Raw genomic sequence first — 23173 nt, 5'->3', positions numbered from 1 at the left:
CCGCCCTTTCTGTTGCAGGGGAGCGCATGACCGGCATAGCGACGCTCGCGATCGCCTACGTGCTGTCGCAATTCTACCGGTCGTTCATGGCCGTGCTCACCCCGGCGCTGACCGCTGAATTGGGGGCCACCAAAGCGCATTTGTCGCTGGCGTCCGGCGTGTTCTTCCTTACTTTTGCGCTGGCCCAGTTCGCCATCGGCGTGTCTCTCGACCGTGTCGGGCCGCGGCGCACGGCATCAGCGTTGCTGATGCTCGGCGGCGGCGGTGGGGCCATCCTGTTTGCTGCCGCGTCGACCCCATGGATGGTGATCGTTGCTATGGCTCTGATCGGCATAGGCTGCGCTCCGGTGCTGATGTCTTCGCTGTTCATCTTCGCCCGCGTCTTTTCGCTCGCGCGGTTTTCGGTGCTGGCCTCGTGGATGGTGGCTTTCGGGACGGCCGGCAACGTCATTGGCGCGGCACCGCTTGCCCAGGCCGCCGAAGCGTTCGGCTGGCGGCCGGTGATGGCGGGGCTTGCGCTCGTCACGATCATGGTTGCCTTGGCGATTCTGGTGCTCGTGCGCGATCCGCAATCGCCTCCCGGCATGGACCAGGGCGCAGTCGGGTTCGACGGCTACCGCGAATTGCTCCGCATGCGCGTGCTGTGGCCGATCATCCCGCTGACGGCCATCAACTATGCACCGACGACGGGGATCCGCGGCCTCTGGTCCGGCCCGTATCTCGTCGACGTCTATGGCGCGGACGCCTTGATGATCGGGCAGGTGACCTTGTTCATGGCACTGGCCATGGTCGCTGGGGCCTTCATCTATGGGCCGCTCGACACGATCTTCCGCACCCGCAAGTGGGTTGCGGTGGCAGGGAACACCATAGGCCTGCTGGCGATCCTGTATCTCGCCGTCGATGTCTTTGCCGACGTGGCGGCCGTTACTGCCATTTTCGTAATTATCGGCCTGACCGGCGGCAGCTATGGCCTGCTCATGGCGCATGCACGGGCGTTCTTCCCCGCCCATCTCGTCGGGCGCGGCGTCACGCTGATGAATTTCTTCTCGATCGGTGGCGTAGGCGCCATGCAGTTCGCAACCGGCGCTGTGGTGACGGCAAGCGTGGTGCCGGGCGAGCCCACGGCGGCGTATTCGGCCCTGTTCTGGTTCTATGTCGCCATGCTTGGGGCGGCGATCGTCATCTATCTCTGGGCGCGCGACGCGAAGCCTCAGCCGGCGGCAGCCTGATCTTCAGTCGAAGGTCGAGCGCCGCAGATAGACGATCGGCTCGGCCTTCCAGCGGGTCGAAGTTTGCAAGGCCATTTCCCGCAAGGGACGCGGCAGGAGGAAAAGCAGCTTCATCCCCCAGGTCAGGCGCCTCGGGAAGGTGACCTCGAAGCCGCCCTTTCGTACCGCCCGGCAGACCCGTTCGGCCGCGTCGTCGACCGACATCATGGCCGGCATCGAAAACGCGCTTTTCTGGGTCAGCGGCGTGTCGATGAAACCTGGGTTCAGCACCTGGGTTCGGATGTTCATCTTGTCGAAATCGAACTTGAGCGCTTCGGCGATGACATTGATCGCGGCTTTCGTCGCGGCGTAGGCAGCGGTCGTCGGCCAGCCGAAATAGGCGCTGATCGAGCCCATGAACACGACATGCCCGCGACCGCGATTGCGCATGCGTTCGATCACCGGCGCAAGCCCGTTGAGCACGCCGAAGACATTGACGTCGAAGCTCTGGCGGAAGGAATTCAGCTGCAGGTCATCGCCCCTGACGGGCAGGTAGGTACCGGCATTGAAGATGGCGAGCACGATGGGGCCTGCCTGGGACTCGATCGCCGCCACCGCCGCCGCCATACCGGCCTCGTCGGTAACATCCGACGGGAAGGACAGGATGCGCCCAGCCATGCCTTCGGTTTCGGCAATGAGCGCGTCCAGCGGATCGTCGGGACGCACGGTGACCGCGACCGTGTAGCCCTGCCTGGCGAGGAGACGGGCCACCGCGCGACCAATCCCCGTGCTGCCACCCGTAATCCACGCGACGCCGTCCTTCGGGGCGGCCCGGTATGTACTCACTCAAATCCCCCGCAAATTGTGTCGCATAGCTCTAGCGGCGCAGCCTTCGCCTGCAAAGGCCTGTTTTCGCCCGATATGTTGGGGCGGAGAAGTCCTGCACGATACTTGGCGCGTGGTTTGCGGCGGAATGTAAATGGTCCAGAGAAATTCTTGCCTTGAAAGCCGAGGTGCAGATTTCTAGGGTTCCACGGCGAAATAGGAAGGAATCTCCATGCATCGCTCGGTGATCGACGCCATCGGCAATACCCCTCTCATCAGGCTCAGGCGTGCCTCGGAGGAAACCGGTTGCGAGATTCTCGGCAAGGCCGAGTTCATGAACCCTGGCCAGTCGGTCAAGGACCGCGCCGGCCTGTTCATCATTCGCGATGCCGAGAAGCGCGGACTGCTCCGCCCGGGCGGCGTGATCGTCGAGGGCACCGCGGGCAATACCGGCATCGGCCTGACGGTCGTCGCCAAGGCGCTCGGCTATCGCACGGTCATCGTCATTCCCGACACGCAGAGCCAGGAGAAGAAGGACGCGTTGCGCCTGCTCGGCGCCGAGCTCATCGAGGTGCCCGCCGTCCCCTACAAGAATCCCAACAACTACGTGAAGGTTTCGGGCAGGCTCGCCGAGCAACTGGCCAGGACCGATCCGAACGGCGCTATCTGGGCCAACCAGTTCGACAACGTCGCCAACCGCGACGGTCACGTCCGCACGACCGCGGAGGAGATCTGGCAGCAGACGGGCGGCAAGGTCGACGGCTTCGTCTCGGCGGTGGGTACCGGCGGCACGCTCGCGGGCGTCGCGATCGGGCTCAAGGCGAAGCGCAGGGACGTGAAGATCGCGCTCGCCGATCCGCTTGGCGCGGCCCTGCACAGCTACTACACGACGGGCGAGCTCAAGGCCGAGGGCAGCTCCATCACCGAAGGCATCGGCCAGGGGCGCATCACCGCCAACCTCGACGGCTTCACGCCCGACTTCTCCTACCAGGTCCCCGACGAAGAGGCGCTGCCGATCGTCTTCGAGCTGATCCAGGACGAGGGCATCTGCGTCGGCGGCTCCTCGGGCATCAACATTGCCGGTGCCGTGCGCCTGGCGCGCGAGTTGGGCCCGGGCCACACCATCGTCACGGTCCTGGCCGACTTCGGTACCCGCTACCAGTCGAAGCTGTTCAATCCGGAGTTCCTGCGCGGCAAGGGGCTTCCGGTGCCCGAGTGGATGGACCGGCCGGTCGACATCGAGGTCCCGTTCGAACAGGTAGCATGATGGCATATTCCACCGAGGCGGTCTTCCGCGACGATGCATACCTGCGCGAGACGGCAGCCCGGGTACTTGCCGTCAACGACCGTGGCGGCATCATTTTGGACCGCACAATCTTCTACGCTACGTCCGGCGGCCAGCCGGGCGACACCGGAACGATGCTGCGCGAGGACGGCAGTCCGATCGCCGTGGCCGCGACCATCACCGGCGAGCACAAGGACGAGATCATCCATGTGCCGGGACCGGACCAGCCGGTTGTCCAGGTCGGCGAGCGGCTGAAGCTGGCAATCGACTGGCCGCGCCGGCTCCTTCTCATGCGCATGCATGCGGCCTGTCACCTGCTCACCGTCGTCTGCCCCTATCCGATCACCGGCGCCGCCGTCGGAGAGGACGATTCGCGCGTCGATTTCGACATTCCCGACGCCGGCTTCACCAAGGAGGCGGTGACGGAGCAACTGATGGAACTCGTCAGGGCCAACCATCCGATCTACACGCGCTGGATCGCCGAGGAAGAGCTGGCCGCCAATCCGACGCTGGTCAAGTCGAAGAACGTGCGCCCACCCTCGGGCACCGGCCGGATCAGGCTGGTCTGCATCGGCGACAACGCTTCTGTCGACAGCCAGCCCTGCGGCGGCACCCACGTCGCCAGAACCGTCGAGATCGGCGAGATCCACATCGCCAAGATCGAAAAGAAGGGGCGCGAGAACCGCCGCTTCCGCATCCGCTTCGGCGCGATGCCCGCCAACTGAGCAGGAGCCTCCCATGGCCGAGAAGAGCGCTTTCGTCATCGACGCGGACTGGCTGGAACAGCGTTTGGGCACGCCGGGCCTGTCGATCGTAGATGCATCCTGGTATCTGCCGGCGCACAAGCGCGACGCGCGCGCCGAATACGACGCGGCACATATTCCTGGCGCCGTGTTCTTCGATCTCGATCTCGTTTGCGATCTCGATTCGGCGCTGCCGCACATGCTGCCGTCGCCGTCGCTGTTTGCACGCCACGCAGGCTCGATGGGCATTTCGGCCGACGACACGATCGTCATCTACGACGGGCCGGGGTTCCTGTCGGCTCCGCGGGTATGGTGGATGTTCCGCATCATGGGCGTGTTCCAGGTCTATATACTGGATGGCGGCTTCGATCGCTGGAGGGCCGATGGCCGGCCGGTGACCTCGGAGCCGACGAAAACCGCGCCGAACGTCTTCCACGTCGACTACGATGCCTCGAAGGTCGTATCGCTCGCCGAGATGCGCGAGATCGTCCGTTCCGGCGCCGCTCAGGTGGCGGACGCCCGTTCCGCGGGCCGCTTCGAAGGCGTCGATCCGGAACCACGGGCGGGCCTGCGCTCCGGCCACATGCCGGGCGCGCGCAACGTGCCGTCGGTGTCGCTCTCGGAGAACGGTGAACTGCTTCCGCTCGACCGCCTGAAGTCGACCCTGGAGGCGGCGGGGCTGGACCTTTCCAAGCCCGTCGTCACCACCTGCGGCTCGGGGGTGACGGCAGCTGCCATCACGCTCGCGCTGCAGTCGCTCGGCCATGGCGACAACCGCCTCTATGACGGCTCGTGGACCGAATGGGGAGGCTTGTCCGACACGCCGGTGGCCACGGGCAAGGCATGACCATGTCGGCGGATCGCAGCGAGATCATACCGGTCACGGTGACCTTCCTCGAAATGCACGTGCCGCCGGCCTATCAGCCGCCGCTGCCGGTCAATCGCCAGATCGCCCTGCTCAGGACGCGCGAAATACCGTTGCACTACTATCGCTACCTGGCGGACCGCGTCGGGCGCAGATGGCATTGGGTCAACATCCTGCGGCTCGACGACGAGGAACTCGCCGCCGGCCTGCACCGCGAAGACCGCGACATCAGGGTGCTCTACCTGGATGGCGCGCCGGCGGGGTTCTTCGACCTCAAGCCGCACCTGCCCGAGGAAGTGGAGCTTGCCTATTTCGGCCTGATGGATCACGCCACGGGGCAGGGGCTCGGCCGCTGGTTCCTCGGGGCGGCGATCGCCGCCGCCTGGTCCTACAGGCCGCGCAAGGTCACGGTGCAGACCTGCACGCTGGACCATCCCGCTGCCTTGCCACTCTACCAGAAGATGGGATTTTCGCCGGTCGCGCAGAAATCCGAAAACGTTCGGACGATGACCTTTGCGGAACGCGCGGCAAGCGTGATGCGTGAATAACGGCGCCAACCTAGTCTGAACCGTCCGTTCATCGCATCTTCAGGTTGCTTGTTGCATCTTCCCGGCTATTGGGTTCGACTTCATGTCGACGTGACAGGAGAGTAATTGATGCTGAACCGCCGTACCTTGGCAGCCGCGCTGATTGCCTTGATCGCCGTGCCATCCTTTGCCGCCGCCCAGGCGACCACGCCTTCGGCGGCACAGATCGAGCGCCAGCTCGAGGCGGCGCCGACGGTCAAGCTCAAGCCGAACCAGCGCGTGACCATCCGCGAGTTCAAGCGCCGGCCGGACCTGCGCCGCATGGCGCCCTCGATCGACATCCAGTCCATCAACTTCGCCTTCGGCTCGGCCGAGATTCCCTATTCGCAATATGGCAAGGTCGAGAACATCGCCAATGCCCTCAATCGCATCCTGCGCCGTGACCCCGAAACGCGTGTGCTGATCGAGGGGCATACCGACGCCGTCGGCTCGTTTGCGTCCAACCAGACGCTTTCCGAGCGCCGCGCCGCCTCGCTCAGGCGGACCCTGGTGCGGGAGTTTGGCATTCCGGGCTACGCGCTCGAGACCGTCGGATACGGCGAGGAGTTCCTGCTGGTGCCGACCCCGAACGAGAACTGGCGCAATCGGCGCGTGACCCTGCGCCGCTTTGACGATTTCATCCGCTGACATCAGCACGATTCGATCCCTGGAGCCCGGCTTGCCAAAGCCGGGCTTTATTCATATCGTTCGCATTGGTATACAGTATACCAACTGGAGGGCGAACGATGGCGATCGGGGTGGTGATGGCAGGTGCGACCGGCTGGGTGGGCAAGGCGCTCGTACCGGCGATCCTGATGCAGGAGGACATGCGCCTCGTCGGCGCGGTGGCGCGCAGCACCGCGGGGCATGACGTCGGCGTGGTCGCCGCCGGCAATTATTCGATCACCGCGACGCTGATGAAGAAGTTCGCGCAGATGGCGGCGCAATACGGGCCCGATGTCGAGATCATCGACTACGCCAGCGCCAGGAAGCCTGACGCCCCGTCGGGCACCGCCCTCGAGCTGGCGGAGACGCTGTCGGAAATCCGTCGCGCGCCGACGGCGCTGCCCACTTCGGAGGTCTTCGGCCACCCCGAGGCGCGCGGCGCCACCATGGGGGAGGGAACCGCGGTGCAGGTGCACTCGCTGCGCCTGCCATCCTATCAACTGTCGTGCGAGGCGGTGTTCGGCCTGCCGGAGGAGCGCCTTACCATTCGCCACGACGCCGGCACGTCCGCGGTTCCCTATGTTGCCGGTGCGCTGCTCGCCATCCGCCGGGTGCGCGAGTTCAGCGGGCTGGTGCGGGTGCTGGATGCGTTGATGGACGAAACCCTGTCGGTCTAGCGGCAATCGGGTGGGCGCCTGCCTGGGCTCGGCCTAGCTTGCCGGGGTCGCACCAAGAGGACTGCCGCCATGACCCTGAAATTCAAGGCCTTGCCCACCGACGAAGTGAGAGCGCTACAGAGTGGGGCGCCGGATGCCTACGGCATGGTCCCCGAGCGCCGCCTTTCCGATGGCGACGGCGTGCCGTGTCGCCACTGCCTGAAGAATGTGGCTGCGGGCGAGCCGTATCTCATACTCGCATACCGGCCGTTTCCCGAGTTGCAGCCCTATGCGGAGACCGGCCCGATCTTCCTCCATGCCGGGGAGTGCCCGCGCGCCGACGAAACCGCCGAGCTGCCCGAATTGTTCACGAAGACGCGCGACTACATCCTGCGCGGCTACGGTGCCGACGACCGCATCGTCTATGGCACCGGGGCGGTGACGCCGACGCCGGAGATCGTCGCGAAGGCCTATGAGTTGCTGGCGCGCCCCGACGTCGCCTACGTGCACATGCGTTCGGCCAGGAACAATTGTTATCAATGCCGGATTGAGCTTGCCGGCGCGGAGGCCTGACCAAGTAAAGAAAAAGCCCGCCGCATCGCTGCGGCGGGCGTTCGAAGGTGGTGGATGCGACTCAGGCCGCCAGTGCAGTCTTGGCGTCCATCATCTCGTAGCCGAGGGCCTCGGCGACGGCGCGGTTGGTGATCCGTCCGCGATGCACGTTGAGCCCGTTGCGCAGATGCGGTTCGTCGGCGAGCGCCTTGAGGCCGCGGTCAGCGAGCGCCAGGCCGTAGTGCAGCGTGGCATTGTTGAGTGCGTGCGCCGAGGTCACCGGCACCGCACCCGGCATGTTGGCAACGCAGTAGTGGATGATGCCGTCGACCTCGTAGGTCGGATCGGCGTGGGTCGTGGCATGCGAGGTCTCGAAGCAGCCGCCCTGGTCGATGGCGACGTCGACGAGAACCGCGCCCTTCTTCATGCCCGACAGCATCTCGCGGCTGACGAGCTTCGGTGCCGCAGCCCCGGGGATGAGGACCGCGCCGACGATGATGTCGGCCGAGAAGCACTCCTCTTCCAGCGCCTCGACGGTCGAATAGCGGGTATGCACGCGGCCGGCGAAGATGTCGTCCAACTGGCGCAGGCGCGGGATCGAGCGGTCGATGATGGAAACGTCGGCGCCGAGCCCGGCCGCCATGCGGGCGGCATGCAGGCCGACGACGCCGCCACCGATCACCGCGACCTTGCCCGGCAGCACGCCTGGCACGCCGCCGAGCAGCACGCCGCGGCCGCCATTGGCCTTCTGCAGGGCGGTGGCGCCCGCCTGGATCGACAGCCGTCCGGCGACTTCCGACATCGGCGCCAGCAGCGGCAGGCCGCCGCGGTCGTCGGTCACCGTTTCGTAGGCGACCGCCGTGACCCCGGAGGCGAGCAGCCCCCTGGTCTGATCGGGATCGGGAGCGAGGTGCAGGTAGGTGTAGAGGATCTGGCCTTCGCGCAGCTGCGCCCATTCCCTGGGCTGGGGTTCCTTGACCTTCACGATCATGTCGGAGCGGGTGAAGACCTCCTCCGCCGTCTTGGCGATATGCGCGCCGGCGGCGCGATAGGCGTTGTCGTCGGCACCGATGCCGGCACCCGCGCCGGCCTCGATCAGCACCTCATGGCCGTGGGCGACATATTCGCGGACCGAGCCGGGGGTCAGTCCGACGCGGTACTCGTGGTTCTTGATTTCCTTGGGGCAGCCAACACGCATTTCTCGCTCCTCCGCAGCCGTTCAGGCTCTTGTTCCCTATGTAGGAAGTGAATCACGAATCGGCTCGAATATGTTTGCGAAATGAGTTGCGCCGGCGGGCCGTACTCGATAATCCTTGCGTCGTTCGCTGGAAATATCGAAGGAAATTCGAAGAATGCCGCTGGACAGGATTGATATCGCCATTCTGGACTCACTCCAGAAAGACGGCCGCATGCCCAATGCGGCGCTGGCCGAGAAGGTCGGCCTGTCCCAGTCCGCCTGTTCGCGCCGTCTCGACAACCTTGAGAAGTCGGGCATCATCAGCGGCTACCACGCCAGGCTTTCGAACGCAGCCCTCGGCCACCAGATGACGGTGATCGTCCACATATCGCTGTCCGGCCAGTTCGAGAAGACGCTGAGCGAGTTCGAGGTGGCGGTGAAGCGCTGCCCCAACATCCTCTCCTGCCACCTGATGTCGGGCGAATACGACTACATCCTGCGCATCGCCGCGCGCGACCTGCCCGACTACGAGCGCATCCACAAGGAATGGCTGTCGGCCATGCCGCACGTCACCAAGATCAACTCGTCCTTCGCGCTGCGCGAAGTGATAGACCGCACCGCCATGGGCATGCGTCCGGACCTGGCCTGAAACCTTTCGGGTGGAACGTCGGCCTCTGTGTATAGCCGGGGGCGGCTCGCTGGACCAATCCATTCCCCAAGGCTCGTCACAGGGCTGTTACATCGAGCCGCTGGACTTGCGCTGAAATTGGCGCAAGATTTCACCTTTCATACGCCGGCTGAATACTGTCAGTTCATTTCCCTGGAGAATGAAAATGTCCAGCATGCTTCACCCGATTTCTCGCCGTTCTTTTCTTGCCGGCTCTGCGGCCGCCGGCGCGATCGTGATGATGCATCCGTTCTCGGCGCGCGCGCAGGCCAACCAGGCGCATCTCAGGATCATGGAAACCACGGACCTGCACGTCCACGTCTTCCCCTACGACTATTATGCCGACAAGCCGAACGACACGATGGGCGTGGCCAGGACCGCCTCGATCATCGATGCCATCCGGGCCGAGGCCACCAACTCTCTGCTCCTCGACAATGGCGACTTCCTGCAGGGCAACCCGATGGGCGACTTCATGGCCTATCAGCGCGGCATGAAGGACGGCGACATCCACCCGATCATCAAGGCAATGAACACGCTGGGCTACGACTGCTCGACGCTCGGCAACCACGAGTTCAACTATGGCCTGGACTACATGTTCAAGGTGCTCAACGGCGCCAGTTTCCCCTTTGTCTGCGCCAACCTGACCAAGGGCCAGCTCGCCGCCGACGCCACCAAGGACGAACTGTTCCTGAAACCCTATGTCATCGTCGACAAGAAGCTGAAGGACGGCGCGGGCGCGGAGCAGCCGATCCGCATCGGCCTGATCGGCTTCGTGCCGCCCCAGGTGATGACCTGGGACGCCAAGCACCTTGGCGGCAAGGCGATGACCCGCGACATCGTCAAGACGGCTCAGGCGTGGGTGCCGCAGATGAAGGAGGAGGGCGCCGAGATCGTCATCGCGCTGGCTCACTCGGGCATGGGCACGCCGGCTGCCGGCGACAACCTGGAGAACGCATCCATCCTGCTCGCCGGCGTGGACGGTATCGACGCCATCGTCACCGGCCACAGCCACCTCGACTTCCCCGGCCCCAAATTCGAAGGCGTTGCCGGCGTCGACAACGCCAAGGGCACGATCAACGGCAAGCCGGGCGTGATGGGCGGCTTCTGGGGCTCTCATCTCGGGCTGATCGACCTGATGCTGGAGCGCGACGGCAATGCCTGGAAGGTTGTCAGCTCGACCAGCGAGGCACGGCCGATCTTCAAGCGCGTCGACAAGAAGGTTATGCCGACGGTGGAAAGCCGGGCTTCGGTCGAGGCGGCGGTGAAGGAGGAGCACGAGGCGACGATCGCCTATGTGCGTACGCCCGTCGGCAAGACGTCGGCGCCGCTCTACTCCTACTTCGCGCTGGTCGCCGACGATCCGTCGGTGCAGATCGTGAGCCAGGCGCAGACCTGGTACATCAAGGACATGCTGAAGGACACCGAGCACAAGGACCTGCCGGTGCTTTCGGCCGCGGCGCCGTTCAAGTCCGGAGGACGCGGCGGGCCTGACTACTACACCGACGTGCCTGCCGGCGACGTGGCGATCAAGAACGTCGCCGACCTCTACCTCTACCCCAACACCGTCCAGGCGGTGGCGATCACCGGCGCGCAGGTGAAGGAATGGCTCGAGATGTCGGCCGGCATCTTCAACAAGGTCGAGCCGGGCAAGGCGGACCAGCCGTTGATCAATGCCGACTTCCCGTCCTACAATTTCGACGTCATCGACGGTGTCACCTACAAGGTCGACCTGGCCCAGCCGCCCAAATACGATGCCAAGGGCACCGTGCTGAATGCCGGCTCCAGCCGCATCGTCGACTTGATGTTCGGCGACAAACCAATTGATCCGGCAGCGAAATTCGTCGTCGCGACCAACAATTACCGGGCCGGCGGCGGCGGCAACTTCCCCGAGATCAATGCCTCGAAGGTGATATTCGAAGCGCCCGACACCAACCGCGACGTCATCGTGCGCTACATCGTCGACCAAGGCACGATCAACCCGTCGGCCGACTCGAACTGGTCGTTTGCGCCCGTGCAGGGTGCCTCCGTGATCTTCGAGACGGGCCCCAAGGCGAAGGAGCACCTCGCCGAGATCAAGGCCGTGAGGATCGAGCAGGCCGGCGAGGGCGCCGAGGGCTTTGCGAAGTATCGCATAACCCTCTAAGTGGCCGCACCGGGGCGGCCGCTCCTCATGGGCTCCTCAGAGCTCCCGCCTGGCGACGGCGGGGGCGATCGCGTCCAGCTGGTCGGTCGAAATGCCGCCCGAGTAGCCCGCGGGCAGCCGGTCGACGGTGGCCGGGTCGTCGATGCCGTCCGAAAATCCGCCGCCACCATAGGGCCCGAGCAGATAAACGCTCGTGCCGACGCTCTCCATGCGGTCAAGGAAGCGGTCCGGCCAGCCCCAGATCCAGGGCGCGACGTTGAGCGGGACGAGCAGGGTGGTGCCGCGGCAGGCATCCGGCACATAGCCGGTCCAGCCCAGGCCCTCGTAGCGCAACAGGCATCTCATCAGCGATTCCTTGCTGACGGTGCGCATGCCGGGCAGGGCTTCCTTGACGGCCCGGACCGGGGCGTCGCCGCCGACGACGGCGAGCGCTGCGCGCCGTTCGGCCGGAAGCGTCGAGAGATAGGCGGCAAGGGCCTTGCCTTCCGCCGCGTCGTTACTCTTGACGTTGATGTGGAAGCGCTGGTCGGGGAAGCGCGAAAACACCTCGTCGAGCGACGGCATCAGGCCTATGCCCTTGCCGCGGAAGGGGAAGGTCTTGCCGCCATCTGCCGTGTAGCCGTAGCCCACGTCGAGCTGCCTGAGCGCCGCCATGGACTGATCGCGGGTCCGGCCGCTGCCTTCGGTGCGGCAGTCGACGGTCCAGTCGTGGAAGACGGCGAACTGGCCGTCGGTGGTTGGGTGCACGTCGAGCTCCAGCACGTCGGCGCCGAGCGTAAACGCCGCCTCCATAGAGGCCAGCGTGTTCTCGAGATAATCGTGGCGCGGCGGCAGCATGCGTTCGGCGGTGCAGGTCTCCGCGGTCAGTCCCGCCCGCTCGAACTCCTGCGCGAGCCCCCGATGGGCGAGGATCACCGGTTTGCCCGCGGGACGGCTCGAAAGCAGCGAGGTGTTGTTGAGATAGATAGCGCCGCCCGCGGCGAGGAAGGTCAGAAGGAAGATATGTCGCCTGCGCATGTCTTGATTCGCTCCAAGGCCGGACCCGTAGCCTCAGATTCAAGAATACTCCGTCGTTTTCGGGACGGAATCCCGGCGCGTTTATGTCGTCGATCCGAATATATTCTGGTTGGCCGCTGCGAAGTTCAGGCCTTGTAGACGACTTGTCTCACGTCGATGTATTCGGCCCGGAACCCCGCCTCGCAATAGTGGAGATAGAACTCCCAGAGCTTCTTGAAGCGTTCATCGAAGCCGAGCGGCACGATGCGTTCCCAGGACGACCAGAACCGGGTCCGCCATTCCGCCAGGGTACGCGCGTAGTCCTGAGGGAAGACGCGTTCGCGCCAATAGTCGAGCCCGTGCTCGGCGCCGAGTGACTTCAGCAGCTCCGGCGTGGGCAGCATGCCGCCCGGGAACACGTAGCGTTGAATGAAGTCGGGCCGCTTGCGGTAGAGCGGGTAGGCGGCCTCGTTGATGGTGATGATCTGCAGGCCGGCGGTACCGCCGGGACGCAGGCATTGTTTCATCTTGGCGAAGAAGGTCGGCCAATGTTTTTCGCCCACCGCCTCGAACATCTCGATCGAGGCGATGCGATCATAGCGGCCGGTCTCGTCGCGATAATCCTGCAGCTTCAGTTCGACCCTGTCGGCGAGGCCTGCGTCCTGGATGCGCTTCCGGGCGAAATCGAACTGCTCGCGGCTGATGGTGAGCCCGGTGACCTTGCAGCCGATCTCCCGCGCCGCGAATTCGGCAAAGCCGCCCCAGCCGCAACCGATCTCGAGGACGTGGTCGCCGGGGCTGATGCCTGCGTCGCGCGCCAGGGCGCGATATTTTTCTGCCTGCGCGCCGGCGAGGTCGTTCGCGCCGGTCGCATAGAGGCCAGACGAATAGGTCATGCTCGTGTCGAGCCACTTGCTGTAGAAGCTGTTGCCGAGGTCGTAGTGCGCGGAAATGTTGCGCTTCGAGCCGGTGCGGGTGTTGTCGTGCAGCCAGTGGCGGACGCGCTGGACGGCGTTCAGGAGCCAGTTCGCGCTGCCCGCAACCCTTTCGCCGATCTCGGTGTTGACCACGAACAGCTCGAGGAAGGTCGTCACGTCCGGACTTTCCCAATCGCCGTCGATGTAGGATTCCGCCAGTCCGATGGTGCCGCCGCTGAAGGCGCGGCCGGGCAGGTTCCAGTTGTGCAGCACGATCTCCGCCTCGGGGCCGGGCGCCCTGCCTCCGACGAGGACGCTGCGCCCGTCCGGGATCTTCACGGTGAGCGAGCCCTTGGGCAGTTGCAGCGCCGCCGACAGCGCCAGCCTAGCGCGGGCTGGCAGGCCCTTGGCGAAATCCGCCAGATTGCCCTCGTGGAGGGCGATCTCGCCGTTGCGGCTGTCTTTGTCTGATTTCGGTTCGGCCATATCGCTCCGTCCCAAATCGTCTGCCCGATCGTTTGCGGAAAGCAGCAAGCCCGCACACCCCGCGCGCGCCGCGCAACACTCGGAAATCTACTGGCGGCCCCGCGGTTGACTTGCCGGATGCCGCCGGGAATTGGCACTGAAATCGAATTTCCACGCAACTTTCGTCGGCAATGCCGTGAATCGCAAGTGTCATCTTGCGGTACTCAGGTATGCCAGGGATATCTAAGGCTGCCGTCCGGGCGACAAGGAGCGAAGCTCACGGATTGGCCGGCTTGTGCCCGTGGCTCTTTGCCTGATTGACGTGGACAAAAAGCGGACCCAAAAGGCGCCAGCACAACGAACAGAAGGAATCGCGCCTTGATCCGGCACATCGTGTTCTTCAGCGCGCGGCGCCAAGAGGATGTCGAGACGATCCGCGAGGAATTGTCGGCGCTCGGCAAGATCCCGCACTCGACCTGCTTCGAGGTCACCGTCAACACCAAGGTCGATCCGATGTCCGACGAGATCGACATCGTCGTCTATGCGGAGTTTGCCGACCTCGAGGCCCTGGCGGCCTACAAGGCACACCCGGTCTACGACCAAACGACGCTACGCGTGCGTCCGATGCGGGAACTGCGATATTCGGCTGACGTCGTGGCAGCTCGATAGCTACCGCCCCGAGTTGCTGTTTTGGGGCAGCAGCGTCGGGATCACGCCTTCTTGGCGCGACCGCGCTTGACGGGAGCGGCCTGCTTCCTGCCGAGGCCCAGCGTGCGGGCGAGTTCGGAGCGAGCGGCGGCGTAGTTCGGAGCGACCATCGGATAGTCCGCGGGCAGGCCCCACTTCGCGCGGTATTCTTCAGGCGTGAGGCCGAAGTGGACCGAGAGGTGGCGCTTCAGCGACTTGAACTTCTTTCCGTCTTCCAGGCAAATGATGTAATCTGGATGGATCGAGCGCTTGGGATTGACCGCAGGCTGGGGCACCTCGATCGGCTCTTCGGCCGGCTTACCCAGCGACTGGATCGAGCTGTTCACGCTGGCGATCAGGTCCGGGAGCCCCGATGCCGGAACCTTGTTGTTCTCCACGTAGGCGCTGACGATGTGAGCGGTCAGTCCGAGAAAGTCGATCTTGTTGTCGGTCGTCATCGGCAAGCACCTCGGGCAGTATCAAGGCAATATATGAGTCTATCTATCTAGTGCCTCGTATATCGGTCGAAAGCACGCAGGTCTGCAAGCAAAATATTCTAAAATTACAATGAAGCCGACCCGCAATCTGCGGGTCGGCTCTTGCTATATTAGAGATTTATAGAAAACCCTTGCGCTGCCACCAGCCGGCCTTCTTGGGCTTGGCTTCGCCGGACTCGGCTTCCCCCAGAGAGGTCACTACGGGTGTGGCCGGGGCAGCTGCGGGCTCCGCGACAACAACAGCCGCTTCGGTGGCCGCTGCCGCCTTGCGGCGGGTCGCGCGGGGCTTTGCAGGCTTCTTCTCGGGCGCGGCATCGGCCTCTTCCGCCTTTGGCGCCGGTGCAGCCTCGGAGGCGACCTCCGCGGCTTCCTCTTCGGCCTTCTTGGCCTTGGTCGTGCGGCGAGCCCGCTTCGGCTTGGCCTCTGCCACGAGCTCCACAACGGGTTCCTGAGGGGCAGGTTCGGCCGAGACCTCGGCTGCAGGTTCCTCCGCCGCGCCTGCGGCGGGCGTCTCGGTATCGTCCACTACGACCTGCGCCTCGTCGCCCTCGGACAGCTGTTCGCCGTCCTTGCGGTTGCGCTTGCCGCCGCGCTTGCCGCGCCGGCGCTTCTTGGCGGCAGCGTCCTCGGCCGCGTCCGGCGCTTCCGCCAGGACTGCCGAGCCGGTCTCGTCGTCGGCGTCCTCGGTTGCCTCAGAGTCGATCTCGACAAACTCCGCGGTTTCGGCGACCGCCGCCGCACCTTCCGCGTGCTCCCGGTCGCGTCCGCCGCGACGACGGCGACGCTTGCGGCGCTTGCGGTCGCGCTTGTCCTCGCCGTCGCCGCCCGAGGCGGGCTGCTGACGCGAGGGCTGCGCTTCGGCCTCGGCGACCTCTTCTTCCTCGACCGGGATCTCGTCCTCAACCTCCTCCGGCTCGGCATAGGCCGGAGCCTGCACCGCCACGGCGGGAGCCGCCGGCTTTTCGGCGATCGCACCGCGGAAGATGGCGTAGTGCTGCGCGCCGATCGTGTCGTCCGCCTCGATCGTGATGGTCAGGCCAAAGCGTTGCTCGAGTTCGACCAGCGTCGCCCGCTTGTGGTTCAGCACATAGAGCGCGGTTGCGAACGGGGTCTTGACGGTGATGTGATTGCGCGAGTCCTTGAGCAGGAACTCCTCGATCGCGCGGACCACGAGCAGCGCCACGGACGAATCCGAGCGCACGTGACCGGTGCCGCCGCAGGTCGGGCACGGCTTCATGGTCGATTCGAGGACGCTGGCGCGGATGCGCTGGCGCGACATCTCCATAAGGCCGAAGTGCGAGATCCGGCCGACCTGGATGCGTGCGCGGTCGTTCTTCAGGCAATCCTTGAGCTTCTTCTCGACCGCACGGTTGTTGCGGTTCTCCTCCATGTCGATGAAGTCGATGACGATCAGGCCAGCAAGGTCGCGCAGCCTGAGTTGGCGCGCCACTTCCTCGGCCGCCTCGAGATTGGTCTGGAGCGCGGTATCCTCGATCGAATGCTCCTTGGTCGAGCGCCCGGAGTTGACGTCGATGGAAACCAAGGCTTCGGTCTGGTTGATGATGATGTAGCCGCCCGACTTCAGCGTCACCTGCGGCTGCAGCATCTTGTCGAGCTGCGCCTCGATGCCGTTGCGGGCGAAGATCGGGGTGTTGTCGCGATAGGGCTGAACCGCCTTGGCATGGCTCGGCATGAGCATGCGCATGAAGTCCTTGGCCTCGCGGTAGCCGTCTTCGCCGGCGACGAGGATCTCGTCGATCTCCTTGTTGTAGAGGTCACGCACCGAGCGCTTGATGAGGCTGCCTTCCTCGTAGACGAGGGCGGGCGCGGTCGACTGCAGCGTCAGCGACCGCACGTTCTCCCACAGGCGCATCAGGTATTCGTAGTCGCGCTTGATCTCGGCCTTGGTGCGGCTTTCGCCGGCCGTGCGCAGGATGACGCCCATGCCTTTCGGCACCTCGAGGTCGGCGACGACCTCCTTGAGGCGCTTGCGATCCTGAGCGTTGGTGATCTTGCGCGAGATGCCGCCGCCGCGGGCGGTGTTCGGCATCAGCACCGAATAGCGGCCGGCCAGCGACAGGTAGGTCGTCAGAGCAGCGCCCTTGTTGCCGCGCTCTTCCTTGACCACCTGCACCAGCAGGATCTGGCGGCGCTTGATGACTTCCTGGATCTTGTAGTGGCGGCGCACCGGCTTGCGGCGGTCGCGGGCTTCCTCGATGGCATCCTCGGCACCGACCGACTCGATCTCGTGGTCGTCGTGGTGGCCGGAATGAACCTCCTCGACGCTGCCGCCGTTCTCGTTTTCGGTGGTTGCCGGCTCCGGCGCCCGTTCGGAAATGACGTCCGCCTCTATCGCAGCAGCGATGGAGCCGGCCTCGTTCCCGTCGGCCTCGTCATCAGATGCTTCGGAAGGCTGTTCGGCCTCGCGCTCTTCGTCATTGCGCGCCTCGGTTGCATCCTCGGCAGCCGCTGATTCGCCTTCCTCGCTGGCGGAGACGGCGTTTTCATCGTCGGACTTGTGCTCGTCGCCGCTTCGTCCACGGTTTTTTCCGCCCCGACGCCGGCGGCGGCCACGGTTCCGGTCCTGCCGCTCCTCGCCGCCTTCCTCGTCCTCGTCCTCGTCTTCGGCTTCTTCGGCCTCGGCGCGCAGCAGCGCCTGCCGGTCGGCGACGGGTATCTGGTAGTAGTCGGGATGAATTTCACTGAAGGCGAGGAAGCCGTGACGGTTCCCGCCATATTCTACGAAGGCAGCCTGGAGCGACGGTTCGACCCGCGTCACGCGGGCGAGGTAGATGTTTCCTTTGAGCTGCTTCTTGTCCTGCGATTCGAAATCAAATTCTTCAATGCGGTTACCGCGAACTACGACAACCCGTGTTTCCTCCGGGTGGGAGGCGTCTATCAGCATCTTGTTGGGCATTATCTGGTTTCCTGCCGGCAACTGTCAGCCGCGGCCTGCGGGAAAGCGCCCGCCGCCGTGAGTTTGCTGACACAGTGGTGCCGGATAATTTTGCGTCCGCCGGCCGCAGCCCAAGCGCCATGGCGGTGCCGCCCGCTGCCGGAATGGCGCGGTTCTTTGCGGACCTCATGATTTCGCCTGTGACCAATGCGTGACCTCGCGGAACCTTGTTTTCAACCTAAGCCCGGAAAACCGGACCAGCTACTTTGCTCTTACAGAGCCGGCGCGGAGTGGAGTGTCCGGCCGTTTTCCTCACGCAGCTGCGGCCCCGCCACGGGCCTGTGGCTGCGAAATTCGACGCGATCACCGAGATCTTATCTCTGTTGCCAGCAGGGCCATCGCTCGTCGCGGGGTTCCCAGGCGGAAGACGCTGGGGCGCGGGCCCTGGATTGCAGTGATCCAACGTCGCTTTTATGATTTGGCGGGGATGATGGCAACCCCGATTTCCGACGCCGGCAAAAGCCGAAATTGCAACCTGGTGGCGTATCCGAAAAAAGGCTTGGTTAACCTTCTCTGGTTACCAGTCGTTAATCGAAGGGGCGCAGCAAATCGGCCGCGGCGTTCGTGAGCGGCAACAAACAGATAGGTACTGCGGCAGTGACCGACAAGAGCTTTCAGGCCGGCGGCTGGCGTGCATTGCGCGCCTTTCTGGGCGTCCTGACATTCGTCCTGGTCTTTGTCGGCATCGAATGCCGCCCGGCATGTGCGGCCGACCAGGTCAGCGCGCTCGACTACAAGATGGCCGGCGATGCCACGCGCATGCGCATCGTCATGAATTTCGATCGCGAGCCGGAGCCGAAGTGGTTCCTGCTGCGCGCGCCCCATCGCTTCGTGGTCGATCTGCCCGATGCGACGCTCAGCCTCGATGCCAAGGACCTCGAGCCGCGCGGTCTGGTCAAGGCCGTACGCTACGGCCCGTCGGGCGAGGGGACCTCGCGGCTGGTGGTGACGTCCAAGGGGCCCTTCAACGTCGAGCGGGTGGACGTGCTCGCCAATGAGGATGGCAAGGGTTACCGCCTTGTCGCGGATATCGCAGCCGCGTCAGAGCGCGAGTTCGAAGCCGCGCTCGCGGTCCAGTCCGCGACCACGGGCTCGACGACGACAACAGCGAAGACCGGACGCATCGAGAAGCCGGCCGGCCAGGAGAACGAGCCCTTCACCATCGTCATCGATCCTGGCCACGGCGGCATAGACGGCGGCGCCGAAGGGCTGAACGGCACCGTCGAGAAGTCGATCACGCTCGCCTTTGCTATGGAACTGAGGACGGTTCTGGAGACCAACCCGGCGTACAAGGTGAGCTTGACCCGGGAGGGCGACGAGTTCCTGCGGCTGGACGACCGCGTCCGCATCGCACGACAGCAGGGGGCCGACCTTTTCATTTCCATTCACGCCGACACGATCAGGCTGAAGGGGGTGCGCGGCGCAACCGTCTATACCGTCTCCGATAAGGCGTCGGATGCGGAGGCGCAGGCGCTTGCCGACCGCGAAAACCTCTCTGACCAGCTCGCCGGCATCCCGGCGGCGGACGAGAACCCCGAAGTCTCGGATATCCTGGTAGATCTGATCCGGCGCGAGACTCATGGCTTTTCGATGCGTTTCGCCCGGTCTCTGGTATCGGAACTCTCGCCGACGGTCGGAATGATCAACAATCCGCATCGTTCGGCCGGGTTCCGGGTGCTCAAGGCTCCCGACGTTCCCTCGGTGCTGGTCGAACTCGGCTATCTTTCGAATGCCAAGGACGAAGAGCAGTTGCGCAGCTCCGACTGGCGCGAGAAGGCGGCCGCGAGCATATCCAAGGCGGTTGCTGCCTTCTTTGCCGACCGGCGTGCGGCCGGCGGCTGATCTGGCCCGACGGCTGATACTTGGCGTTGCCGGGGTGTCACCGTCGGTGCCCGGCAAGGTTGCCGCGGTCGAAATCTTTGCCTGACTTGGAATGTTGCCGTATTTTGCCCACAACAGCGCGACAAGGGTGACCGATTGCGGATCGGGACGGTTCCTGCAGCTTGCGGCAACAGCGGGTTGGTTTAGGGAATCCCCGAACCTTGTACTGGAGCGGGCATGATTCGTCTCATCGGCTATTTCTTCGGCATCGGCACGGCGCTTGCGCTGATCGTCGCGGCAGGCGTGGCGATCTATATCGGCCAGCTCACCAAGGAGCTGCCCGACTACGAGGTGCTGGCCAAATACGAGCCGCCGGTGACGACGCGCATCCACGCCTCCGACGGTGCGCTGATGGGCGAGTTCGCCCGCGAGCGCCGGCTCTATCTGCCAATCCAGGCCGTGCCCGACCGGGTCAAGGCAGCGTTCCTCTCCGCAGAGGACAAGAATTTCTACAACCATCCCGGCATCGACGTGACCGGCCTGATGCGGGCGGTCTTCACCAATTTCCAGAACGTCGGCTCCGGCCGCCGCCAGGTGGGTGCCTCGACGATCACCCAGCAGGTCGCCAAGAATTTCCTGCTCAGCTCCGACCAGACCTACGAGCGCAAGATCAAGGAGATGATCCTGGCCTTCCGCATCGAGCAGGCCTATTCGAAGGACCGGATCCTCGAGCTCTATGTCAACGAGATCTTCTTCGGCCTGGGCGCCTACGGCATCGCCGGCGCTGCGCTGACCTATTTCGACAAGTCGGTCAACGAGCTGACCGTGGCCGAGGCCGCCTATCTCGCGGCCCTGCCCAAGGGGCCGTCCAACTATCAGCCGTTCAAATACACCGACCGTGCCATCGAGCGCCGCAACTGGGTGATCGACCAGATGGTCGCCAACGGCTACGTGTCGCGCGACGAGGGCGAGAAGGCCAAGGCGACACCGCTGGGCGTCACGCCGCGCCGCAACGGCACCTATCTGTTCGCCGGCGAGTATTTCACCGAGGAGGTTCGCCGCGAGCTGATCGCCCGCTACGGCCAGGACGCGCTGTATGAGGGCGGCCTGTCGGTGCGCACCACGCTCGACCCGAAGCTGCAGCTCATCGCCCGCAAGGCGATGCAGACCGGCCTGCTCAAATACGATCGCCTGCGCGGCTACCGCGGGCCGGTGACCAAGATCGACGTTTCCGGCGATTGGGGCGCCGCCCTCGGAGAGGTGAAGGGCCTCGACGACGTGCCCGAGTGGCGGCTCGCCGTGGTGCTCGACAGTTCCGGCACGGGTCTGGACATCGGCCTGCAGCCCAAGCGGGATGTGTCGGGCGCGCTGGTGAAGGAACGCGAAAAGGGCAAGGTGTCGGAAGAAGACATGAGCTTTGCCATGCGCTACGTCGTTGACGGCAAGCGCCTCAAGGCGAATTCTCCGGCCGAAGTGCTCAAGCCGGGCGACGTGATCTTCGTGGAGAAGAACGAGCAGGGCGACGGCTACGCGCTGCGCCAGCCGCCGGAGGTTTCCGGCGGGCTGGTGGCGATGGACCCCCACACCGGGCGCGTGCTCGCGATGGTCGGCGGCTTCTCCTACTCGCAGTCCGAATTCAACCGCGCCACCCAGGCCATGCGCCAGCCTGGATCGGCCTTCAAGCCGTTCGTCTATGCCGCGGCACTCGACAACGGCTACACCCCGGCATCGGTCATCATGGACGGGCCGATCACCATCCAGACAGGAACGACGAGCTGGACGCCGAAGAACTATGACGGCAAGGCGGCGGGCCCGTCGACCTTACGCACCGGCATCGAGCGGTCGCGCAACCTGATGACGGTACGGCTCGCCAACGACCTCGGCATGCAGACCGTTGCCGAATATGCCGAGCGCTTCGGCGTCTACGACAAGATGCTGCCGGTGCTGGCGATGTCGCTTGGATCGGGCGAGACGACGGTGATGCGCATGGTCTCGGCCTATTCGGTGATGGCCAACGGTGGGCGCCAGATCAAGCCGTCGCTGATCGACCGTATCCAGGACCGCTACGGCAAGACCGTCTACAAGCATGACGAGCGCGGCTGCGAGGGCTGCGTTGCCACCGAATGGGCCAACCAGCCCGAGCCGGAACTGATCGACAATTCCGAACAGGTGCTCGACCCCATGACCGCCTACCAGATTACCTCGATGATGGAAGGCGTGGTCCAGCGCGGTACGGCGATGACGCTGCGCGAACTGGGCCGTCCGCTGGCCGGCAAGACCGGCACGACCAACGAAGAGAAGGACGCCTGGTTCGTTGGCTATACGCCCAATCTCGTGGTCGGCCTATACATGGGCTACGACAAGCCGACGCCGCTCGGCAAGGGATCGACCGGCGGCGGCATCGCTGCGCCGATCTTCAAGGACTTCATGTCGGTCGCTCTCGAAGGGACGACGAAGGTCGACTTCGTGGTTCCCGAGGGCATGAAGCTCGTCGCCATCGACCGCAAGACCGGCATGCAGGCCCAGGAGGGCCAGCAGGACACGATCATCGAGGCGTTCAAGCCGGGTACCGGGCCCGCCGACAGCTACTGGGTCATCGGCATGGGCGAGGACGGCAGCAACGGCTCGGGCGAGGCGCTGTCGCCGCAGGCCAGCAAGGCCATCAGCGAGGGCGGCGGCGGACTTTACTAGCCGCGAGCCGGCCACCATGGAAACGATCAGCGCGCGGCTTGCCGCGCGCTTTTTTGTTTGCGCCGCTGCGCGGAACATAGGTTGCAAATTCCTGAGTGGTTATATAGATAGATGGTTATCTAATGTGGGACGTTCGATAAATGGACGGTCCTATGTAGGAGCCACCGTCGTTCGAACGTCTTGAAGGAGGTGCCGGCACAAAGTGCCGCCTGCCATCCGGATTCAGCACCAGGGAGAGAATGATGCAGAAGATCACCCCGTTCTTGTGGTTCGACACCCAGGCCGAGGAGGCCATGAAGTTCTATACCTCGATCTTCAAGAACTCGAAGATCGGGCGGGTGACGCGGTATGGCGACGCCGGGCCAGGACCGGCAGGCAGCGTGATGGTGGCGGAGTTCGAACTGGAAGGCCTTCGCTTCACCGCGCTCAATGGCGGCCCCATGTTCACGTTCACGGAAGCGATCTCGATGGTCGTCGACTGCAGGGATCAGGCCGAAGTCGATCACTATTGGTACTCGCTGTCGGAGGGCGGACAGCCGGGCCAGTGCGGATGGCTGAAGGACAAGTTCGGCCTGTCCTGGCAGATCGTGCCCGAGGCGCTGCCGCGCCTGCTGAGCGACCCCGATGGTGCCAAGGCCGGCCGCGTCATGCAGGCGATGTTGCAGATGACCAGGATCGAGGTTGCCAAGCTCGAGGCTGCCGCCGCCGGCTAGCCTCGACGAGAGCCGCCGATGCAATGGGCAGGCGCCGCGGCAGCCTGCCCATTTTGCTTTACAGGCGGCGGCCTCAT

General features: G+C 64.7%; 20 protein-coding genes. 14 read left to right on the top strand and 6 right to left on the bottom strand.

The genetic code is table 11. The features are described 5' to 3' along the window. The first annotated feature begins 26 nt into the window (after positions 1–26). Complete coding sequence (locus AmiPiv_RS10465) at positions 27–1229, top strand: MFS transporter (protein WP_340037360.1); 1203 nt, start codon at positions 27–29, stop codon at positions 1227–1229. A gap of 3 nt (positions 1230–1232) precedes the next feature. On the opposite strand, the gene AmiPiv_RS10460 is transcribed toward AmiPiv_RS10465, so the two are convergent. Further along, positions 1233–2054: an SDR family NAD(P)-dependent oxidoreductase gene (locus tag AmiPiv_RS10460; protein ID WP_340037359.1), complete on the bottom strand. Its 822-nt coding sequence runs from the start codon at positions 2052–2054 to the stop codon at positions 1233–1235. Between the two features lie 211 nt (positions 2055–2265). On the opposite strand from AmiPiv_RS10460, the gene AmiPiv_RS10455 reads away from it, so the two are divergent. From AmiPiv_RS10455 to AmiPiv_RS10425, 7 genes are all read left to right on the top strand, one after another. Beyond that, the gene (locus tag AmiPiv_RS10455; RefSeq protein ID WP_340037358.1) at positions 2266–3300 is read left to right on the top strand and encodes a cysteine synthase A; all 1035 of its coding nucleotides are present in this window, start codon (positions 2266–2268) and stop codon (positions 3298–3300) included. Then, positions 3300–4043: an alanyl-tRNA editing protein gene (locus AmiPiv_RS10450; protein ID WP_340037727.1), complete on the top strand. Its 744-nt coding sequence runs from the start codon at positions 3300–3302 to the stop codon at positions 4041–4043. Before AmiPiv_RS10455 ends, AmiPiv_RS10450 begins: the two co-directional genes overlap by 1 nt. 13 nt (positions 4044–4056) lie before the next feature. Then, positions 4057–4908: a 3-mercaptopyruvate sulfurtransferase gene (gene sseA / locus AmiPiv_RS10445; protein ID WP_340037357.1), complete on the top strand. Its 852-nt coding sequence runs from the start codon at positions 4057–4059 to the stop codon at positions 4906–4908. A gap of 2 nt (positions 4909–4910) precedes the next feature. Then, positions 4911–5474: a GNAT family N-acetyltransferase gene (locus AmiPiv_RS10440; protein ID WP_340037726.1), complete on the top strand. Its 564-nt coding sequence runs from the start codon at positions 4911–4913 to the stop codon at positions 5472–5474. 108 nt (positions 5475–5582) lie between these two features. Next, positions 5583–6140, top strand: coding sequence for an OmpA family protein (locus AmiPiv_RS10435; protein WP_340037356.1), 558 nt, complete (start codon positions 5583–5585; stop codon positions 6138–6140). A 98-nt stretch (positions 6141–6238) separates the two neighbouring features. After that, entirely contained in the window at positions 6239–6835 is a 597-nt protein-coding gene (locus AmiPiv_RS10430; RefSeq protein ID WP_340037355.1) for a 4-hydroxy-tetrahydrodipicolinate reductase, read from the top strand. A 69-nt stretch (positions 6836–6904) separates the two neighbouring features. After that, a complete protein-coding gene (locus tag AmiPiv_RS10425; protein WP_340037354.1) occupies positions 6905–7387 on the top strand; it encodes a DUF1203 domain-containing protein in 483 nt (160 codons plus the stop codon). A 61-nt stretch (positions 7388–7448) separates the two neighbouring features. Here AmiPiv_RS10425 and ald read toward each other — a convergent pair whose 3' ends face one another. Beyond that, positions 7449–8564 (bottom strand): alanine dehydrogenase, encoded by a 1116-nt coding sequence (gene ald, locus AmiPiv_RS10420; protein ID WP_340037353.1) that lies wholly within the window; start codon positions 8562–8564, stop codon positions 7449–7451. A 154-nt stretch (positions 8565–8718) separates the two neighbouring features. On the opposite strand from ald, the gene AmiPiv_RS10415 reads away from it, so the two are divergent. Both AmiPiv_RS10415 and AmiPiv_RS10410 read left to right on the top strand, forming a co-directional pair. Continuing rightward, on the top strand, positions 8719–9192 hold the full coding sequence (locus tag AmiPiv_RS10415) for an Lrp/AsnC family transcriptional regulator (protein WP_340037351.1): 474 nt from the start codon (positions 8719–8721) through the stop codon (positions 9190–9192). A gap of 184 nt (positions 9193–9376) precedes the next feature. After that, on the top strand, positions 9377–11353 hold the full coding sequence (locus AmiPiv_RS10410) for a bifunctional 2',3'-cyclic-nucleotide 2'-phosphodiesterase/3'-nucleotidase (protein ID WP_445206939.1): 1977 nt from the start codon (positions 9377–9379) through the stop codon (positions 11351–11353). Between the two features lie 36 nt (positions 11354–11389). Here the strand turns inward: AmiPiv_RS10410 and AmiPiv_RS10405 are convergent, their stop codons facing one another. After that, positions 11390–12370, bottom strand: coding sequence for a glycerophosphodiester phosphodiesterase family protein (locus AmiPiv_RS10405; protein WP_340037349.1), 981 nt, complete (start codon positions 12368–12370; stop codon positions 11390–11392). A gap of 125 nt (positions 12371–12495) precedes the next feature. Further along, a complete protein-coding gene (locus AmiPiv_RS10400) occupies positions 12496–13752 on the bottom strand; it encodes a cyclopropane-fatty-acyl-phospholipid synthase family protein (protein WP_340037348.1) in 1257 nt (418 codons plus the stop codon). A 357-nt stretch (positions 13753–14109) separates the two neighbouring features. Between AmiPiv_RS10400 and AmiPiv_RS10395 the strand changes: the two genes are divergently transcribed. Then, complete coding sequence (locus AmiPiv_RS10395; RefSeq protein WP_340037346.1) at positions 14110–14400, top strand: Dabb family protein; 291 nt, start codon at positions 14110–14112, stop codon at positions 14398–14400. Between the two features lie 41 nt (positions 14401–14441). Here AmiPiv_RS10395 and AmiPiv_RS10390 read toward each other — a convergent pair whose 3' ends face one another. Then, on the bottom strand, positions 14442–14876 hold the full coding sequence (locus AmiPiv_RS10390) for a MucR family transcriptional regulator (RefSeq protein WP_340037344.1): 435 nt from the start codon (positions 14874–14876) through the stop codon (positions 14442–14444). 157 nt (positions 14877–15033) lie between these two features. Beyond that, positions 15034–17832: an Rne/Rng family ribonuclease gene (locus AmiPiv_RS10385; protein ID WP_340037343.1), complete on the bottom strand. Its 2799-nt coding sequence runs from the start codon at positions 17830–17832 to the stop codon at positions 15034–15036. A gap of 621 nt (positions 17833–18453) precedes the next feature. On the opposite strand from AmiPiv_RS10385, the gene AmiPiv_RS10380 reads away from it, so the two are divergent. From AmiPiv_RS10380 to AmiPiv_RS10370, 3 genes are all read left to right on the top strand, one after another. Then, positions 18454–19713 (top strand): N-acetylmuramoyl-L-alanine amidase, encoded by a 1260-nt coding sequence (locus tag AmiPiv_RS10380; RefSeq protein WP_340037725.1) that lies wholly within the window; start codon positions 18454–18456, stop codon positions 19711–19713. A gap of 216 nt (positions 19714–19929) precedes the next feature. After that, on the top strand, positions 19930–22383 hold the full coding sequence (locus AmiPiv_RS10375; protein WP_340037342.1) for a penicillin-binding protein 1A: 2454 nt from the start codon (positions 19930–19932) through the stop codon (positions 22381–22383). Between the two features lie 242 nt (positions 22384–22625). Then, positions 22626–23096 (top strand): VOC family protein, encoded by a 471-nt coding sequence (locus tag AmiPiv_RS10370; protein ID WP_340037341.1) that lies wholly within the window; start codon positions 22626–22628, stop codon positions 23094–23096. The last annotated feature ends 77 nt before the right edge of the window (positions 23097–23173 follow it).

Origin of the sequence: Aminobacter sp. Piv2-1, from assembly GCF_037625995.1 — a bacterium.
In the GTDB taxonomy this organism is placed as follows: Bacteria; Pseudomonadota; Alphaproteobacteria; order Rhizobiales; family Rhizobiaceae; genus Aminobacter.
This window is presented reverse-complemented; position numbering and strand designations above follow the sequence as displayed.

Coding starts and splice junctions, on each gene's coding strand:
- AmiPiv_RS10440 (WP_340037726.1), top strand. CDS start 4,911: ATGTCGGCGGATCGCAGCGAGATCATACCGGTCACGGTGACCTTCCTC.
- sseA (WP_340037357.1), top strand. CDS start 4,057: ATGGCCGAGAAGAGCGCTTTCGTCATCGACGCGGACTGGCTGGAACAG.
- AmiPiv_RS10450 (WP_340037727.1), top strand. CDS start 3,300: ATGGCATATTCCACCGAGGCGGTCTTCCGCGACGATGCATACCTGCGC.
- AmiPiv_RS10415 (WP_340037351.1), top strand. CDS start 8,719: ATGCCGCTGGACAGGATTGATATCGCCATTCTGGACTCACTCCAGAAA.
- AmiPiv_RS10390 (WP_340037344.1), bottom strand. CDS start 14,876: ATGACGACCGACAACAAGATCGACTTTCTCGGACTGACCGCTCACATC.
- AmiPiv_RS10400 (WP_340037348.1), bottom strand. CDS start 13,752: ATGGCCGAACCGAAATCAGACAAAGACAGCCGCAACGGCGAGATCGCC.
- AmiPiv_RS10385 (WP_340037343.1), bottom strand. CDS start 17,832: ATGCCCAACAAGATGCTGATAGACGCCTCCCACCCGGAGGAAACACGG.
- ald (WP_340037353.1), bottom strand. CDS start 8,564: ATGCGTGTTGGCTGCCCCAAGGAAATCAAGAACCACGAGTACCGCGTC.
- AmiPiv_RS10370 (WP_340037341.1), top strand. CDS start 22,626: ATGCAGAAGATCACCCCGTTCTTGTGGTTCGACACCCAGGCCGAGGAG.
- AmiPiv_RS10425 (WP_340037354.1), top strand. CDS start 6,905: ATGACCCTGAAATTCAAGGCCTTGCCCACCGACGAAGTGAGAGCGCTA.
- AmiPiv_RS10455 (WP_340037358.1), top strand. CDS start 2,266: ATGCATCGCTCGGTGATCGACGCCATCGGCAATACCCCTCTCATCAGG.
- AmiPiv_RS10435 (WP_340037356.1), top strand. CDS start 5,583: ATGCTGAACCGCCGTACCTTGGCAGCCGCGCTGATTGCCTTGATCGCC.
- AmiPiv_RS10465 (WP_340037360.1), top strand. CDS start 27: ATGACCGGCATAGCGACGCTCGCGATCGCCTACGTGCTGTCGCAATTC.
- AmiPiv_RS10405 (WP_340037349.1), bottom strand. CDS start 12,370: ATGCGCAGGCGACATATCTTCCTTCTGACCTTCCTCGCCGCGGGCGGC.
- AmiPiv_RS10410 (WP_445206939.1), top strand. CDS start 9,377: ATGTCCAGCATGCTTCACCCGATTTCTCGCCGTTCTTTTCTTGCCGGC.
- AmiPiv_RS10375 (WP_340037342.1), top strand. CDS start 19,930: ATGATTCGTCTCATCGGCTATTTCTTCGGCATCGGCACGGCGCTTGCG.
- AmiPiv_RS10430 (WP_340037355.1), top strand. CDS start 6,239: ATGGCGATCGGGGTGGTGATGGCAGGTGCGACCGGCTGGGTGGGCAAG.